Here is a 15,340-nt window from a genome sequence, read left to right as displayed (position 1 = left end):
TATGACCGGTCAGTTTATGCAGATGGTTGAGCCCATCCCTCCATCACCGCCGTCCCTGGAGCTTCGCCGACGCCGTCCGGGCGGTACCGAGCTTGCCGTAGAGGCGTTTGCCCGGGCATTCGGTGGCGAAGCCGTCGCGGTGACCGGCGATCACGTTGAACTTGACCTTTCTGCCCTTTTTATAGAGGTTTCCGCCTCCCGATGTGAGATACGTCTTGGCCTTCGGGTTCACACCATGCAGCCCCAGCTTCCACGCGGTCAGCCGAGCGACGGCGGTCACGGCCGCGGCCGGCGGGGTGGTGCCGCCGTACGAGCCGAGGACGGCGATGCCCATGCTGTTGGTGTTGAAGCCGAGGGTGTGGGCACCCATGACCGGCTTGGTCACGCCGCCGGCCCGGCCCTCGTAGATGTTTCCGCACTTGTCGACGGCGAAGTTGTAGCCGAAGTCCCGCCAGCCGCTGCTCTTCACGTGGTAGCGGTAGATGCTGCGCAGGATGGAGGGCGCCTGACGGCAGGTGTAGCGGTTGCCGGTGGCGCTGTGGTGGACGAAGACCGCCTTGATCGTCTTCGTGTACACGAAGCCCTTCTCGCGCATCCGCTCGTCCGCGCCCCACCCCTTGCGGGTGATGATCTTCGGGCGGGGGCCGATGTACGGCTTCGCCTTGGCGGCCGCGGCGGGGAGTGTCGCCAGCGTCTGGGCCCTCGTCAGGGCCGGGAGCTCGGTCAGGCCGGCCGGTGCGGCGAGCGCCGCCGCGGGCTTGATGGCGCGGTTCTGCGGGGCGGCGGCCGGTTCAGGCCCGGGGTCGACCAGGTCGAGGCGCAGCCCGGCCGGGAGCGGCGGCGCCTGTTCCGTACCGCCGGCCTCCGGGCGTACGCGGACCTCGACACCGTCCGAGTCGCCGACCCACAGGGGGGCCGTGGCGCCGCGCAGGGCACCCGAGTGGCCTTCGGCCGTGCCGGGGTCGGCGCCGTGCTCGTCGTTGTGGGTCTCGACGGACTGCCAGTCGGACCAGACGCCGCTGCCGGTGGCGCGGGTGCGGACCTGGACGGTGCCGCGCAGCGGGGTGTGGACGTCGTCCCAGACGACGCCGACGAGGGAGAAGGGACTGACGTCCTGTCGGTTCAGCCCCCGCTCGGCCGGCGCGGCGGCCCCGCCGAGCACCCGGGTGCTCGGGCCGGCCGCGGCCAGGGGTCCGAGCGGGAGCGACTGGGTGGAGCCGGCGACTTCGCCGACGGCGGCGCCGGCTCTGGTGTCGGCGTCAGGGCTGGGGTCGGGGCTGGGGTTGGTGCTGGGGTTGGTGCCGGGCATGGCCGGCTGTACGGGGGGCGTCGCCGGCGCGGCCGGTGGGCCCGGTGTCAGGACGGTCGGGCCCGTCGCCGCGGCCGGGCCTGCGAGGGAGAGGGGCAGTGCGAGCACTGCCGCGCAACTGACGGCGATCGAGGAGGCGAGGTAGGCACGCATGGGGTGATCGTCCGTACCGCGCGGGCGTTCCGCTCGGCGGGAATCCGCGCGGAAACTGACGGCCCGTCGGGCCGACCGGTGGACGGGGTCACCGGTACGGCGGACCGCGCGGGCGCCCGCGCGTACCCTTGCCCGCGTGAACGCCAGCGACCGCACCCCCGCCGACCTGCTGCGATCCGCGCTCGCCGCGGACCCGGCCCGCCCCTTGGTCACTTTCTACGACGACGCCACCGGTGAACGCGTGGAATTGTCGGTGGCCACCTTCGCCAATTGGGTGGCCAAGACCGCCAATCTCCTCCAGGGCGAGCTGTCCGCCGCCCCGGGCGACCGGCTCGCGCTGCTGCTGCCCGCGCACTGGCAGACCGCCGCGTGGCTGCTCGCCTGCTCGTCCGTCGGCGTGACCGTCGAGCTCGGCGGCGACCCGGCCGACGCCGACTACGTGGTCGCGGGGCCGGAGGGCCTGGAGGCGGGCCTGGCGTGTTCGGGAGACCGGATCGCGCTCTCCCTGGCCCCGTTGGGCCGCCGCTTCCCTGCGCCGCCCGCGGGGTACGCGGACTACGCGGTGGAGGTGCCGAGCCAGGGTGATCGGTTCACCCCGTTCGTGCCGGTAAATCCCGATATGCCCGCTCTCGTCGTCGACGGTACGGAACTGACGGGCGCACAGCTCGTCGACCGCGCCCGTAAGGACGCCGAAGAGCTCGGGCTCGCGCCGGGCGCGCGACTGCTCTCCGGGCGCCCGTACGACACCTGGGCCGGACTGTCGGCCGGGCTCTACGCGCCGCTCGCCGCCGGCGGCTCCGTCGTCCTGTGCCGCAACCTCGCACAGTTGGGGGCCGAGGGGCTGGCCAAGCGGGTGGAGAGCGAGCGGGTCACCGTCACCCTCGCCGACTGAGCCCTTCCGCAGAGACCCTCTTCCACAGAGACCCTCTTTCGCAGAAACCCCCTCCCCCGGAGGTCCTGCCCGCGGGGACCTCCTTTCGTCCGACCGTCACCCGCTCCGCACCCCCCGACCCACCCGTACGGCCTACCGACGCGCCGAGTACCCGGGTCCGGACGTCGACTCCGGTACATGATCGGCCGGGGGGTACTGATGCCTTCCGCACAACCAAGCGCCGGGATCGGCCGTCTACTTCAGCGACATGACGGCCGCCCGGTCCGCCGAAGACGCCATCAAGGACGGACCCAGACGTGACGGACAGCGCAGAACCGCCCGCCGAACGCAAGCGGCACTGGCTGCGCTGGACCGCTCTGGCCGTGGCGGCCGTGGTGCTCGCCGCGGCCGGGGTCGGCTGGTGGTTCTACCGCAAGCTCGACGCCAACATCACCACGGACACGACGGCCGAGGCGGAGCTGCGCGCGTACGAGAGCGAGCGGCCGTCCCCGGCCGTCAACGCGGCGCGGAACATCCTGCTGATCGGCTCCGACACGCGTTCGGGCGCCGGGAACTCGGAGTACGGGCAGGACGGGGGCACCCAGCGCTCGGACACCACGATCCTGCTGCACCTCGCGGAGGGCGGGAAGAGCGCGACCGCCGTCTCCATCCCACGCGATCTGATGGTGCGGATCCCCAGTTGCGCGAAACCCGATAAAAAGCGCACACGCGAACAGTTCGCCCAATTCAACTGGGCGTTCGAGCTGGGCGGTACGGCATGCACGATCCGCACCCTGGAGAAGCTGACCCACATCCGCATCGACCACCACATGGTGATCGACTTCCGGGGCTTCAAGAAGATGGTCGACGCCGTGGACGGGGTCGAGATCTGCCTCAAGGAGCCGATCGACGACCGCGACGCCCATCTGAAGCTGCCCGCGGGGCGCCAGACGCTCCGCGGGGAGCAGGCGCTCGGCTTCGTACGGGCCCGCAAGTCGCTCGGCAACGGCAGCGACACCGAGCGGATGGACCGCCAGCAGCAGTTCCTCGGCGCCCTGGTGAACAAGATCCAGAGCGACGGCGTGCTGCTCAATCCGACCCGGCTCTACCCGGTCCTTGACGCGGCCACCAAGTCGATCACCACCGACCCGGGGCTCGACTCGCTGCGCGACCTGTACGACCTGGCCCGGTCGATGCGGGCGATCCCGACCGAGAAGGTCCAGTTCCTGACGGTGCCTCGGCGGCCTTACGCGTACAACCCGAACCGTGACGAACTGGTGCAACCCGCCGCGGACCGGCTCTTCGCCCGCCTCAAGGCCGACCTGCCGGTGACCGTACGGCCGGGCGGCGACAGCGACGGCGACGGCAAGACGGACGAGACCGAGAGCACACCGAGCCCGTCGGAGACCCCGGCCTTCCCGGGGCGGAACGCCGCGGAGGGGGCCTGCTAGGGGGGCACCGAGGGGCCGTTGGGGGTTTGCGGGAGGGAGAGGGTTCCCCCGCACTTCTTAAAGGCGAAACCAAGGGGAGGGACGCAGGGGATGAGGTTTGAGCGAATTGCCCGGTTGTAAGGTGCGTGGAATTTGTCACGGACGTCGCCCCACGCTGAACTGGGCGGATAGTGTGACGCGATCCAGTGCTCCCGGCCATGTGGTCGCGCACGCTTTGGATCGAACGACCGAGCGCCCGAGGGGGAGGCGCCTCGCGTGGCACCGACGGAGGACTCAAGTAACCGTGGACGCGCACAGCCGTGGACGGGCGGACGAGATCGACCCCGCCGACCAGTGGGTACTCAACCCGCAGACCGGCAACTACGAACTGCGACTGGACCACTCCGCTGGGCAGCCGCGCCAGGCCGCCCCGTCCCACCAGAGCCCCGGCACCCACCGCGGCGCCACCCCGCCGAGCCAGAGAGACCGCAGAGTCCAGGTGCCGCAGGACCGCGCCGCGGAGACCGCGCCGCCCGTGCCCGGCCAGCGCCGCCGGCGCGCGGCCGAGCCCGGTGAGCGCGCCTCGGCGAGCCGTCGCAAGCGCAAGCAGGGGTCGTCCCGCAAGAAGAAGGTCCTGATCTGGACCGGCGGCACGATGGCCTTCGTGCTCGTCGGCGGCGCGGCGGGCGCGTACGCCCTGTACGAGCACTTCGACGGCAACATCAAGACCGTCGACGTGGCCGGCGCCGGCAGTGGCGGTTTCCGCAAGGACGAGGCCTTCAACGTCCTTCTCATCGGCACCGACAAGCGGACCGGCGACGGCAACGCGGGCTACGGGGACAAGAACAGTCCCGGCCATGCCGACACCACGATCCTGTTCCACGTCTCCAAGGACCGGACGAACGCCACGGCGATGTCCATCCCGCGCGACCTGATGACCGACATCCCCGAGTGCCAGAGCAAGCTCCCCGACGGCACCACGAAGACCATCCCGGCGCAGTCGAACACCCGCTTCAACGTCAGCCTGGGCCAGTCCGACCGTGACCCGGGCTGCACGATGCGCACGGTCAAGGCGATCACCGGCCTGACCGTCGACCACTTCATGATGGCCGACTTCAACGCCGTCAAGGAGATGACGACGGCCGTCGGCGGCGTGAAGGTCTGCGTCGAGAAGCCGGTCAAGGACAAGGACTCCAAGCTGAACCTGCCCGCCGGCGAGTCGACGATCATGGGCGAGCAGGCGCTCGCCTTCGTCCGCACCAGGCACAGCTTCGGCAACGAGAGCGACCTGGACCGGATCAAGGTCCAGCAGCAGTTCCTCAGCTCGATGATCCGTCAGATGAAGTCGGACGACACCCTGACGTCCCCGACCAAGATGTACGGGCTCGCCGAGGCGGCCACCAACGCCCTCACCGTCGACACGGGCATAGGGAGCATCAAGAAGCTCACGGCACTCGCCGAGGAGCTCGCCAAGATCGACGCCAAGAACATCACCTTCATGACGCTGCCGGTCATCGACAACCCCGCCGAGCCCAAGCCGATCACGGTCGTCCCGGACCCGGTCAAGGCCCCGCAGCTGTTCGCGATGATGCAGTCCGACACCTCGCTCACCGAGGTGAAGCAGAAGCAGCAGGACGCCAAGAACGCCCAGGCGCAGGCCCAGGCGGCGCTCCTGAAGGGCGAGCGCTCCACCGCCCGCGAGGTCCGCGTCGACGTCTACAACGGCAGCGGCATCCAGGGCGCGGCGCAGTCCACGATCAACTGGCTCCAGAACGACAACGGCGTGACGCGGTCGACCAACAAGAGCAACGCCCCCCAGAAGGCGGCCAAGACCACGCTCACGTATGCACCGAACCAGGCCGACCAGGCCCGCAAGCTCGCGGATCTGATGGGCCTGCCCGCCACGGCGCTCAAGCCGGGCACGCAGGACGCCGGGGAGCGCGAGCCGATGACGCTCGTCCTCGGCGCGGACTTCAAGGGCGCGGGGGTGCCCCTCACCGGTCCGGCAAAGACGCCGGAGGGTGCGCAGACGGCAGACAAGCAGGTATGCGCCAAGTGACCCGGAGCCATCCGGCCTTGGACCGCACCTGAAGGACGAGGAGACCTGGGGTGGGACGTAGCAGCGTGCGTAGGGGAGGGTCGCGGGAACGCGTCCCGCACGCCCGCGATCTTGGTTGGGACGAGAGTCTCTACGAGGAGCAGGGCGAGGCGTCGGACGTCTCCGTGCCCCGCTCCCGCCGTGCCGCCGACGCGGGCGACAGCGGCTCCGGCGACGGAGGCGGTGACGGCGACAGCCGTAAGGGCCACCGGCGCGGCGGCCCGCGCCGGCGTGCCAAGAAGACCGGCAAACGCAAGGTGCTGCGCTGGGTGGCCGCGACGCTGTCGCTGCTGATACTCGGCACGGCCGGCGCCGGATACCTGTATTACGAGCACCTCAACGGCAACATCCGCAGCGGTGACCGTGCCGGCGGCGACAGCGGCGTGAAGAAGGCCGCGCCGAACGCGCTGGGCGACACTCCGCTGAACATCCTCCTCATCGGCTCAGACAGCCGCGCCGACGCGAAGAACGTGGCCCTCGGCGGCGGCAAGAACGACCGCAACCGGGCGGCGCTCGCCGACGTGCAGATGCTGCTGCACGTCTCGGCCGACCGGAAGAACGCCTCGATCACCTCCATACCGCGCGACACGATCGTGCCGATCCCCAAGTGCACGGGCGAGGACGGCCAGACGTACCCGGCCACGACCAACCAGCCCATCAACGAGACCCTGGCCCGCGGTGGTCCGGGCTGCACCCTCACCACCTGGGAGAGCATCACCGGGGTCTACATCGACCACTGGATGATGATCGACTTCGCGGGCGTGGTGGCGATGGCGGACGAGGTCGGCGGCGTCCCGGTCTGTGTGAAGACCGGCGTCTGGGACAGGTCGACGCGGCTGGTGAAGGGCGGTTCCGGCCTCCAGTTGCCCGAGGGCACCCATGAGGTCCAGGGCGAGCAGGCCCTGCAGTGGCTGCGCACGCGGCACGCCTGGGGCAACGACCAGGGCCGCGCCAAGGCCCAGCACATGTACATGAACGGCCTGATGAAGAAGCTCCAGGAGCAGGACGCCTGGAGCGACACCGGGCAGCTCATGAGCCTCGCCGACACCGCCACCAGGGCGTTCCAGGTCTCCGAGGAGATCAAGACGGTGAAGAAGCTCTTCGACCTGTCGATGCAGCTGAAGAACGTGAACGTGAACCGGCTGACGACGGCGACGGTGCCGACGGTCGAGTGGGCGCAGAACAAGGACAAGCTCGTCATGGTACCGAGCGCCGCCGACAAGATCTGGGCGATGCTCCGCGACGACGTCGCCCTCGACAAGAACGGCGACGAGTCCGGCGCCAAGCCGAAGCCGTCCGCGTCGGCGAAGCCGACGACGGCCGCCGAGGAGTCCGGGTCCTTCAAGGTCGCGGTCGTCAACGGCACCGCGGGGGACGGCGAATCGGCGACCGAGGGCCGGGCCGGCGACGTGGCCGGGATCCTGCGCGGCAAGGGCTTCACCCAGGCCGACTCCTCGCAGTCCGCCGCACCGCGCAAGGACAGCGTGGTGCTCTACCCGAAGGCGGACGGCGACCAGGGCAAGGCGAACGCCGCCTCCGTGGCCAAGTCCCTTGGCCTGCCGGACTCGGCGGTACGGGCCGACGCCAAGGCCGAGGGGATCACCCTGGTCATCGGCTCGGACTGGCGTGAGGGGTCCACGTACAAGAAGCCGAAGATCGCGGCCGGCGACCTGCCGGAGGGCGCGGACGACAAGGTGGAGTGCATGGACGTCTACTCGGTCTACCGGTGGAACGGCAAGAAGAGCTGAGCCCGCCCGGCGTGAACGGCGAGCCGGGCTCAGCCCGATGCGAACGGCAAGGCGGGCTCAGCCCGATGCGAACGGCAAGGCGGGCTGAGCCCGATGTGAACGGCGAAACGGCCGGGTCCCTGTGCAGGGGCCCGGCCGTTCGCGTCCGGTGTGTCAGGCCTGCTCGGCGCCGGCGTGCTCGGCCTCGGCCTGCACCGCGGGGCGCTTGCTCGCGATGACCTTCCTCGCCAGGGACCGGGGGCTGGTGAGGAAGCCGTACCCCCACGACATGTGCATCGTCGCCAGCGCCACCGGGATCTGGAGGCGGGCCTTCAGGGAGAGGCCCTTGCCGGCCGGGACGGAGCCGGCGGTGATGGCGGCGAGGTAGCCGGCCGGGATCACGAAGCCGAGCGGGGTGAGCACGGCGCCCACGACCAGGCCCGCGGCGATCGCGCAGACGGCGGTCGGCGGGGCGAGGTAGCGCAGGTTGATGGAGCCGGAGTGGTAGCGGGCCACCACGTGCCGCCAGCGGCCGTAGTCCTTGTACTGCTTCGCCAGCGCGCGCACGCTGGGCCGGGGGCGGTACTGGACGCGCAGCTCGGGCGAGAACCAGATCAGGCCGCCTGCCTCGCGGATGCGGAAGTTCAGCTCCCAGTCCTGGGCGCGGATGAACTCCTCGTTGTATCCGCCCTGTCGCTCCAGCGCCTCGCGGCGGAAGACGCCCAGGTAGACGGTCTCGGCCGGGCCGGCCTGGCCGCCGGTGTGGAAGGCCGCGTTGCCCACGCCGACCTTCGACGTCATGGCGGCGGCGACCGCGTCCTCCCAGGCGTTCTCGCCCTCGGCGTGCATGATGCCGCCGACGTTCTGCGCGCCGGTGTCCTCCAGGAGCCGGACGGCCGTGGCGATGTAGTTCGGCGACAGCATGCCGTGGCCGTCGACGCGGACCACGATCGGGTGACGGGACGCCTTGATCGCCGCGTTGAGGGCGGCGGGCGTACGGCCCGTGGGGTTCGGCACGGTGTGGACGCGCGGGTCTTCTCGTACGAGCTCGGCGGCGATCTCGTCGGTGCGGTCCGTGGACGGGCCGAGCGCGATCACCACCTCCATCTCGCCGTCGTACTCCTGCTCGAGGATGTGACGGACCGAGTTGCGCAGATGCCGCTCCTCGTTGAGGACCGGCATGATCACGGAGACAGGGGGCTTGGCGTTCATCGTCCGCCACGTTACCGCGAATGGGGGACCCGGTCGCGCGCCGCCGGAGCCGTGCGGGGTGGCGCTGATCGTATGGGCCTACGGTGCTCACGGTCCCCCTGTCACACCCGCGGAGGTGTCCCCCGGTGCCCACACCGCCCCGCACGCCGCCCCGTCCCCGGCCCGCCGCCCGGCCCGTGCCCGTCCGCCGGCGGCCACGGAGGAGGCCGAGGAGGCCGAGGTGGGGGATGCGGGTCGCGACCGGACTCTCGGTGGCCGTGCTCGCCGCCGGGGGGATCGGGCACGCGGTGGTGACGAGCCTGGACACCGGCATCACCCGGATCGACCCCTTCAAGGACATGAAGAACCGCCCGCAGGCCGGGCACGGGATGAACGTGCTGGTCGTCGGCACCGACGGGCGGGACAAGGTCACCGAGCAGGAGCGCCGGCAGTACCGGCTCGGCGGTGCCCCGTGCCACTGCACGGACACCGTGATGCTCGTGCACATCTCCGAGGACCGGGAGCGGGCCAGCGTGGTCTCGCTGCCCCGGGACTCGTACGCCGAGATGCCCGAGCACACGGATCTGACCACCGGCCGGCGCCACCACGCGCACCCGGTGAAGCTGAACGCCGCCTACGCGGAGGGCGGGCCCGCGCTCACCCTGCGGACCGTCGAGTCGATGACGGGGGTGAAGATCGACCACTACCTGGAGGTCGACTTCACCAGCTTCATCAAGACGGTCGACGCGGTCGGCGGGGTGCAGATCTGCACCACCAAGCCGTTGAAGGACTCCTACACCGGCCTCGACCTGCCGGCCGGACCGCACGAGCTCGACGGCGGGCAGGCGCTGCAGTACGTGCGCTCCCGCCATGTCGACGGGGCGGCGGACCTCGGGCGGATGCAGCGCCAGCAGAAGTTCCTGGCGGCGCTGATCGACCGGATCACCAGCGGCGGGGTGCTGCTCAATCCGGTGCGGTTCCGCGAGGTCGCCACGACCACGCTCAGCTCGGTCCGGGCCGACCAGGGCTTCGGTACGGAGCAGATGCTGGCCCTCGCCAAGGCGATGCGCGGCTTCACGCCGGCGTCGTCGGAGTTCGTGTCCGTGCCCATCGGGGTCATGAGCTTCCCGGTGAAGGGGATCGGCTCGACCGTGAAGTGGGACGCGGCCAAGGCGCAGAGGCTCTTCCAGTCGCTGCGCGAGGACCGGCCGCTCGCCGCGCCCGCCGCCGCGCCCGCCGCCGGGCCCGCCGCGGCCGGTCCCGGCGCCGCGAAGGGGCCGCGGCCGGCCGACGTGGACGTCGCGCCGAAGAGCGTCCGGGTGCAGGTCTACAACGGGACGCGGACCGACGGCCTCGGGGGCCGGGTCGACGCGGCACTGCGCGGCACCGGCTTCGACACGACGGGCGCGCCGCGTACGGCCGGGGGGAAGGGGCACGGCCGTACGGTCGTCGCGTTCGACCCGCGCTGGGACCGCTCGGCGAAGTCCCTGGCGGCCGCGCTGCCGGGCGCCGAGCTGGAGCCGGTCCCGGGCCAGGGGCCGACGCTGCGGGTCACGGTGGGCGCGGACTACAAGGGGGTCACGCCGGTACGTGCCCGGGAGACCCAGTCGGGGCAGTTCGAGGCGGTACGGGGGGACCAGGTGGTGTGCCCGTAGGGGCACCGGCCGCCGGGGGGCCGGGCTGGGGCCCGGCCGCCGGTGGCCGAGTCAGTCAGTCCTCGTAGCCCTCCGCCGCGCGGCGCTCCCGCAGCTCCTTGATCGCGCGGCGGCGGGCCAGTCGGTGGGTACGGCGGATCTGGGCCTCCTGGTAGCGGCGCTTGTCGCGCTCGGTCTCCGGGATGACCTGCGGCACCGGGCGGGGCTTGCCGTCACCGTCGACGGCCGCGAAGACGAGATAGGCGGAGCCGACCTGGGTGGCGGGCGTGGACTCGTTCCACCGCTCGGCCAGCACCCGGACGCCGACCTCCATGGAGGACCGCCCGGTCCAGTTGACCTGGGCCTTCACGTGGACCAGGTCGCCGACCCGGACGGGCTCGAGGAAGGCCATCTCGTCCATCGAGGCGGTGACGGCGGGGCCACCCGAGTGCCGGCCCGCGACCGCGCCCGCGGCGTCGTCCACCAGCTTCATGATCACGCCGCCGTGCACCGTACCGAGGAGGTTGGTGTCGTGGCTCGTCATGATGTGGCTGAGAGTGGTGCGGGACGCGGAGGTGGGCTTGCCCGGGATGTCGCCCTGATCTGTCATGCCCTCTACCTTATGCCTGGTCCTCAGCGGGGTCCCGGCGCCGTCCTGATTGCATCAGCTTCGCAACGACGCCGCCCCGATTCCCCACCCGCCCTGTCGGGCCGACCGGGCCGAACGGCAGACTGGTCCGCATGAATGACTGGCCCGAAGACCGCGGATACGGCGGCGGAAGCGCGAACGGACAGCCCGAGGGGCCGCGCCGGATGCGCCATGTACAGCGTCCGCAGGTGCCCCCGCAGCAGCAGCCGTACGGCCAGCCGTCGTACGACCAGGGCTACAACCCGAACTTCACCCAGCAGCAGGCCTCCGGCTACGACTCCGGGTACAACACGGGCCAGGTCTACGGCGCCCCGCAGGCGCCCGGCCGGGGCGGCCAGGGCACCGTCCCGCCGCAGTACGCGCCGCCGTCCGGACCCGGCGCGGCCGGGCCCGACTGGCGGCGCCGGATCAAGATCGGTTCGATCGTCCTGGTCATCGCCGTGGTCGGCTGGAGCGTCGGCACGTACGCGTGGGCCAGCTCGAAGATGCGGGGCGAGGTCGACCTCGCCAAGGTGATCGAGCGCCCCTCCGAGGGCGACTGCACCACGTATCTGATCGTCGGCTCCGACAGCCGCGAGGGCATGACGGCCGAGGAGAAGAAGAAGCTGCACACCGGCTCCGCCGAGGGCAAGCGGACCGACTCGATGATGATCCTCGCGGCCTGCTCCAGCGGGAACACGATGGTCTCGCTCCCCCGCGACTCCTGGGTGACGATCCCGTCCTTCGTGGGCTCGGAGTCCGGCAAGAAGTACGAGGCGCGCGGCGGCTCCAAGCTGAACGCCGCGTACGCCATGGACGGCCCGGAGCTGCTGGTCCGCACGGTCGAGTTCAACACCGGGCTGCGCATCGACCACTACGCGGAGATCGGCTTCGCCGGCTTCGCGAACATCGTGGACGCGCTCGGCGGCGTGGAGCTGAACATCGAGAAGGGCTTCAAGGACAAGAAGTCCGGCGCCGACTTCCAGGCCGGCACCCAGACCCTCAACGGCGAGCAGGCCCTGGCCTTCGTCCGTACCCGCTACGCCTTCGCCGAGTCGGACCTGGCCCGGACGAAGAACCAGCAGAAGTTCCTGTCGGCCCTGGCCAACGAGGCGGCCACGCCGGGCACGATCCTCAACCCGTTCGCGCTCTACCCGACGCTGGGCGCGGGTCTGGACACGCTGATCGTGGACAAGGAGATGTCGCTCTACGACCTCGGCAAGATGTTCTTCGCGATGAAGGGCATCAGCGGCGGCGACGGCAAGTCGATGAACATGCCGATCTCGGGCAGTGCCCCGCAGAACTCCCTGAAGTGGGACATGCCGAAGGTCAAGCAGCTCGTCGAGCAGATCCGCAACGACGAGCCGGTCACGGTCACCTCCACCCGCTGACCTCCCCGCACGATGCACGACGGCGCCCTCGCGTGAACGCGGGGGCGCCGTCGCATCGTCCGCGGTCAGCCGGCCACGCGGTAGAGGAACTGGGCGTTCGGGCCCTTCTTCACGAGGCGCAGGGCCGGGTCCTTCCCGGAGAGCCCGCCCTCGGGGCCCCACTGCAGGACCCACTTCACGTGGTACTTGCGCAGGATGGCCAGCCGCTCCTCGCGCGGGGTGCCCGGGGCGAAGTAGCGCTCGGTGTCGGTGATGCGCTGCTTCTCGTCCGGCAGGAAGAAGTCGGGGTAGCCCGCCATGACGGTGTAGCCGCCGTAGCCGGGGATCTTCTGCGCGGTCCACGGTCCGGTCATGAGGACGTCGCCGTACTCGACGTACGGGGTCGTCCACGTGTACGAGATCCTCGACTGCACCCCGCTCTCCGCGACGGCCTTCGGCAGGGCGTCCTCGCGGAGGATGAAGTTGAGGGCGTCCTTCTGGGCCCAGAGGCCGACAGCCAGGGCCGCGGCGAGCACGGCGCCGAAGGACAGGCGGAAGAGGCGTCTGCCGCCCTCGACCGCGCATATCGCGGCGGCGATCTGTGCGGGCATGACGACGGCGGGTTCGGCCCGGCCCAGTGACCACTTGCCCAGGACGGCACCGGCCCCGACCGTCACCACCCCGAGCAGGAACCAGATGACCAGCGGATCCCGGCGGTTGCGGCGCAGGCGCAGGGCCAGGGCGAGCACGCCGATGGGGATCAGCGTGAAGCGAAGCTTCGCCCGCCAGTACAGGTCCTGGTGGATCGTCTCCAGACCGCCGACGCCGATGAGGCTGAAGAACGAGTAGTACGGCCATGCCGCCAGGACCGCGAGGCCGAACGCGAGGGCGGCGCCGAGCCGCAACCGGACGGTCCTGGCCGGCCAGGTGCGCAGGGAGGCCAGCACGCCCAGTGCGCCGAAGGTGAAGACCACGCCGGAGAACTGGTGGATCAGGGCCGTCACGGCCCACAGCCCACCCAGGCCGAGGTAGCCCGCCCAGCCGGTGGAGGTGCGGTGGAGTGCCCTGGCGAGCAGGGCGAGGAAGTGGAAGCCGAGGCCGGCTGCGAAGGTGCTCGGGTAGGAGGCGTTCAGGGAGAGGGAGAAGAACCCGAGGAAGCCGCTCCACAGCAGGGACTCGCCGCCCCACAGGAAGAGCAGGCAGAGCACGGCCAGCTGCGGCGCGCCGCGGTGCCGGGTGAGGGTGCGGGTGAAATGCCAGACGCCACTGAGCAGCAGGGGCAGGCTGATGACGGCGGCACACCGCAGCACGTCGAAGGTGTCGAGGTCGGTAGCCTTGGCGAGCAGGGCGAGGAAGACCGTCCACGGGGAGTAGTACGGACTCTCCGTCGGCGAGTCGACCATGGGGTTCCCGGGGTGGACGAGGTCGTGGCGGAGCCGTTCGATCGTGGCCGCGTGCACGCCCATGTCGCCGATCCAGGGCAGTCTGACGATCATGAAGGTGAAGGTCGCGGCCACCAGCAGTACCGCTCCGTTCAGGGCGGCGACCAGGCGGTCGACGCCGAGCAGCCGCCGACGCGGCGGGCGGCGTCGGCGGCTGCCGGAGCGGGGCACGACGGGTCTGGTGTCAAGCACGCTGGACATGTAGAGCTGCTCCGGACTCAGCGGCGGCCGACGGACCGGGCGCGCAGCTTCCAAGGCATGGCGATGGACTCCAGCTGGACGGCGAGGCTCATCTTGGACTCGCCGACGGTGCGGTCCTCGAAGTGGATCGGGACCTCCATGACCTGGAAGCCGCGGCGCAGGGCGGCGTACTTCATCTCGACCTGGAAGCTGTAGCCGGCGCTGCCGACCGAGGCGAGGTCGATGGCACGCAGGGCGTCCGCGCTCCACAGGTTGAAGCCGCCGGTGATGTCGCGGACCCGGGTGCCGAGGATGGTGCTCGCGTAGGCGTTGGCCCAGCGCGAGAGCAGCTTGCGGTGGGTGCCCCAGGCGTCGGAGAGGGTGCCGCCGGGGACGTAGCGGCTGCCGACGACGAGACCGGCGCCGGTGGAGAGCGCGACCCCGAGCATCTCGGCGATCTTGGCGCCCGGGTGGGAGCCGTCGGCGTCCATCTGGAGGACGTACCGGGCGCCGTCCTGGACGGCCTTGCCCATGCCGGCCGCGTAGGCACGGCCGAGGCCGTCCTTGGCGGTGCGGTGCATGACCGACATGCGCGGCCTGCCGTCGGCGGTGACGTACCGCTCGGCCAGCTTCTCGGCGATCTCGCCGGTTCCGTCCGGGGATGAGTCGTCGACCACGAGGAGCCGGAGGCCGGGTATCTCAAGGCCCATCAGCAGCTCTGCCATAGCGGGGACGTTGCCCGCCTCGTTGTAGGTCGGCATGACGACCGTCAGCGGGGTGCTCGCCCATGCGTCGGGCAGCGCGACGGCCGGGGTGGTCTGGTGTTCGCCTGTCACTGGGTGGTGCCTCACTGAACTCGCTCGGACGCGCATACCGCCGGCCCGTGGGCCGGCGGTCCGAGAATGTGCGCGCCACGGCACGGGCGGTCCTGCCGAGTGCCGCACTCGCACGCCCCCCGCGCGAAGTGTCGTCTGTCGTCCCCCACCGGCTGTGCGGTCCCCCTCGACCACCGGGGACTCGAACGTCCCGCCGGCCCGATCACGGTACCTCCACAGAACCTTTTCCGTTCAGCGGCCCCCCGGTCACCCCGAGGACACGAAAAGGCCGGAGACGATCCCTGGGGGGATCGCCTCCGGCCGGCGTCGGCCACACCGGGTGGCGGGTGGTTACGGGAGGTTGCGGGCCATGACGATGCGCTGGACCTGGTTGGTTCCCTCGTAGATCTGGGTGATCTTGGCGTCGCGCATCATGCGCTCGACGGGGTAGTCGCGGGTGTAGCCGTAGCCGCCGAGGAGCTGGACGGCGTC

Annotated in this window: 12 protein-coding genes; 6 read left to right on the top strand and 6 right to left on the bottom strand. The window is 71.0% G+C overall.

Features of this window, described 5'->3' with window-relative positions; translation table 11 throughout:
- Positions 1-43: 43 nt before the first annotated feature.
- A complete protein-coding gene (locus ACIGEZ_RS33785) occupies positions 44-1,462 on the bottom strand; it encodes a peptidoglycan recognition protein (protein ID WP_399839112.1) in 1,419 nt (472 codons plus the stop codon).
- A 136-nt stretch (positions 1,463-1,598) separates the two neighbouring features.
- On the opposite strand from ACIGEZ_RS33785, the gene ACIGEZ_RS33780 reads away from it, so the two are divergent.
- From ACIGEZ_RS33780 to ACIGEZ_RS33765, 4 genes are all read left to right on the top strand, one after another.
- Complete coding sequence (locus tag ACIGEZ_RS33780) at positions 1,599-2,354, top strand: TIGR03089 family protein (protein WP_399839110.1); 756 nt, start codon at positions 1,599-1,601, stop codon at positions 2,352-2,354.
- 296 nt (positions 2,355-2,650) lie between these two features.
- Positions 2,651-3,784 carry an LCP family protein gene (locus ACIGEZ_RS33775; RefSeq protein ID WP_399839107.1) on the top strand — a complete coding sequence of 378 codons (1,134 nt, stop codon included), beginning with the start codon at positions 2,651-2,653 and terminating at the stop codon, positions 3,782-3,784.
- A 283-nt stretch (positions 3,785-4,067) separates the two neighbouring features.
- Complete coding sequence (locus ACIGEZ_RS33770; protein ID WP_399839104.1) at positions 4,068-5,822, top strand: LCP family protein; 1,755 nt, start codon at positions 4,068-4,070, stop codon at positions 5,820-5,822.
- Positions 5,823-5,872: 50 nt separating this feature from the next.
- Positions 5,873-7,609 carry an LCP family protein gene (locus ACIGEZ_RS33765; RefSeq protein WP_399839101.1) on the top strand — a complete coding sequence of 579 codons (1,737 nt, stop codon included), beginning with the start codon at positions 5,873-5,875 and terminating at the stop codon, positions 7,607-7,609.
- A 153-nt stretch (positions 7,610-7,762) separates the two neighbouring features.
- Here ACIGEZ_RS33765 and ACIGEZ_RS33760 read toward each other — a convergent pair whose 3' ends face one another.
- On the bottom strand, positions 7,763-8,800 hold the full coding sequence (locus tag ACIGEZ_RS33760; protein WP_399839097.1) for a glycosyltransferase family 2 protein: 1,038 nt from the start codon (positions 8,798-8,800) through the stop codon (positions 7,763-7,765).
- 227 nt (positions 8,801-9,027) lie between these two features.
- On the opposite strand from ACIGEZ_RS33760, the gene ACIGEZ_RS33755 reads away from it, so the two are divergent.
- Positions 9,028-10,434, top strand: coding sequence for an LCP family protein (locus ACIGEZ_RS33755; RefSeq protein ID WP_399839094.1), 1,407 nt, complete (start codon positions 9,028-9,030; stop codon positions 10,432-10,434).
- Between the two features lie 55 nt (positions 10,435-10,489).
- Here ACIGEZ_RS33755 and ACIGEZ_RS33750 read toward each other — a convergent pair whose 3' ends face one another.
- Positions 10,490-11,023: an acyl-CoA thioesterase gene (locus tag ACIGEZ_RS33750; RefSeq protein ID WP_399839092.1), complete on the bottom strand. Its 534-nt coding sequence runs from the start codon at positions 11,021-11,023 to the stop codon at positions 10,490-10,492.
- Positions 11,024-11,154: 131 nt separating this feature from the next.
- Between ACIGEZ_RS33750 and ACIGEZ_RS33745 the strand changes: the two genes are divergently transcribed.
- Positions 11,155-12,432 carry an LCP family protein gene (locus tag ACIGEZ_RS33745; protein WP_399839089.1) on the top strand — a complete coding sequence of 426 codons (1,278 nt, stop codon included), beginning with the start codon at positions 11,155-11,157 and terminating at the stop codon, positions 12,430-12,432.
- Positions 12,433-12,497: 65 nt separating this feature from the next.
- Here ACIGEZ_RS33745 and ACIGEZ_RS33740 read toward each other — a convergent pair whose 3' ends face one another.
- The 3 genes from ACIGEZ_RS33740 to ACIGEZ_RS33730 all read right to left on the bottom strand — a co-directional run.
- Positions 12,498-14,054 carry a hypothetical protein gene (locus tag ACIGEZ_RS33740; RefSeq protein ID WP_399839087.1) on the bottom strand — a complete coding sequence of 519 codons (1,557 nt, stop codon included), beginning with the start codon at positions 14,052-14,054 and terminating at the stop codon, positions 12,498-12,500.
- Positions 14,055-14,071: 17 nt separating this feature from the next.
- Positions 14,072-14,869: a polyprenol monophosphomannose synthase gene (locus ACIGEZ_RS33735; RefSeq protein WP_399839084.1), complete on the bottom strand. Its 798-nt coding sequence runs from the start codon at positions 14,867-14,869 to the stop codon at positions 14,072-14,074.
- A 330-nt stretch (positions 14,870-15,199) separates the two neighbouring features.
- Positions 15,200-15,340 (bottom strand): acyl-CoA dehydrogenase family protein (locus ACIGEZ_RS33730; protein ID WP_329849561.1); only part of this gene is annotated, 141 nt, incomplete at its 5' end.

The organism is Streptomyces sp. NPDC085481 (assembly GCF_044541845.1).
GTDB lineage: Bacteria > Actinomycetota > Actinomycetes > Streptomycetales > Streptomycetaceae > Streptomyces.
The sequence above is the reverse complement of the archived record's forward strand: the minus strand, read 5'-3'. Positions and strand labels throughout refer to the sequence as shown.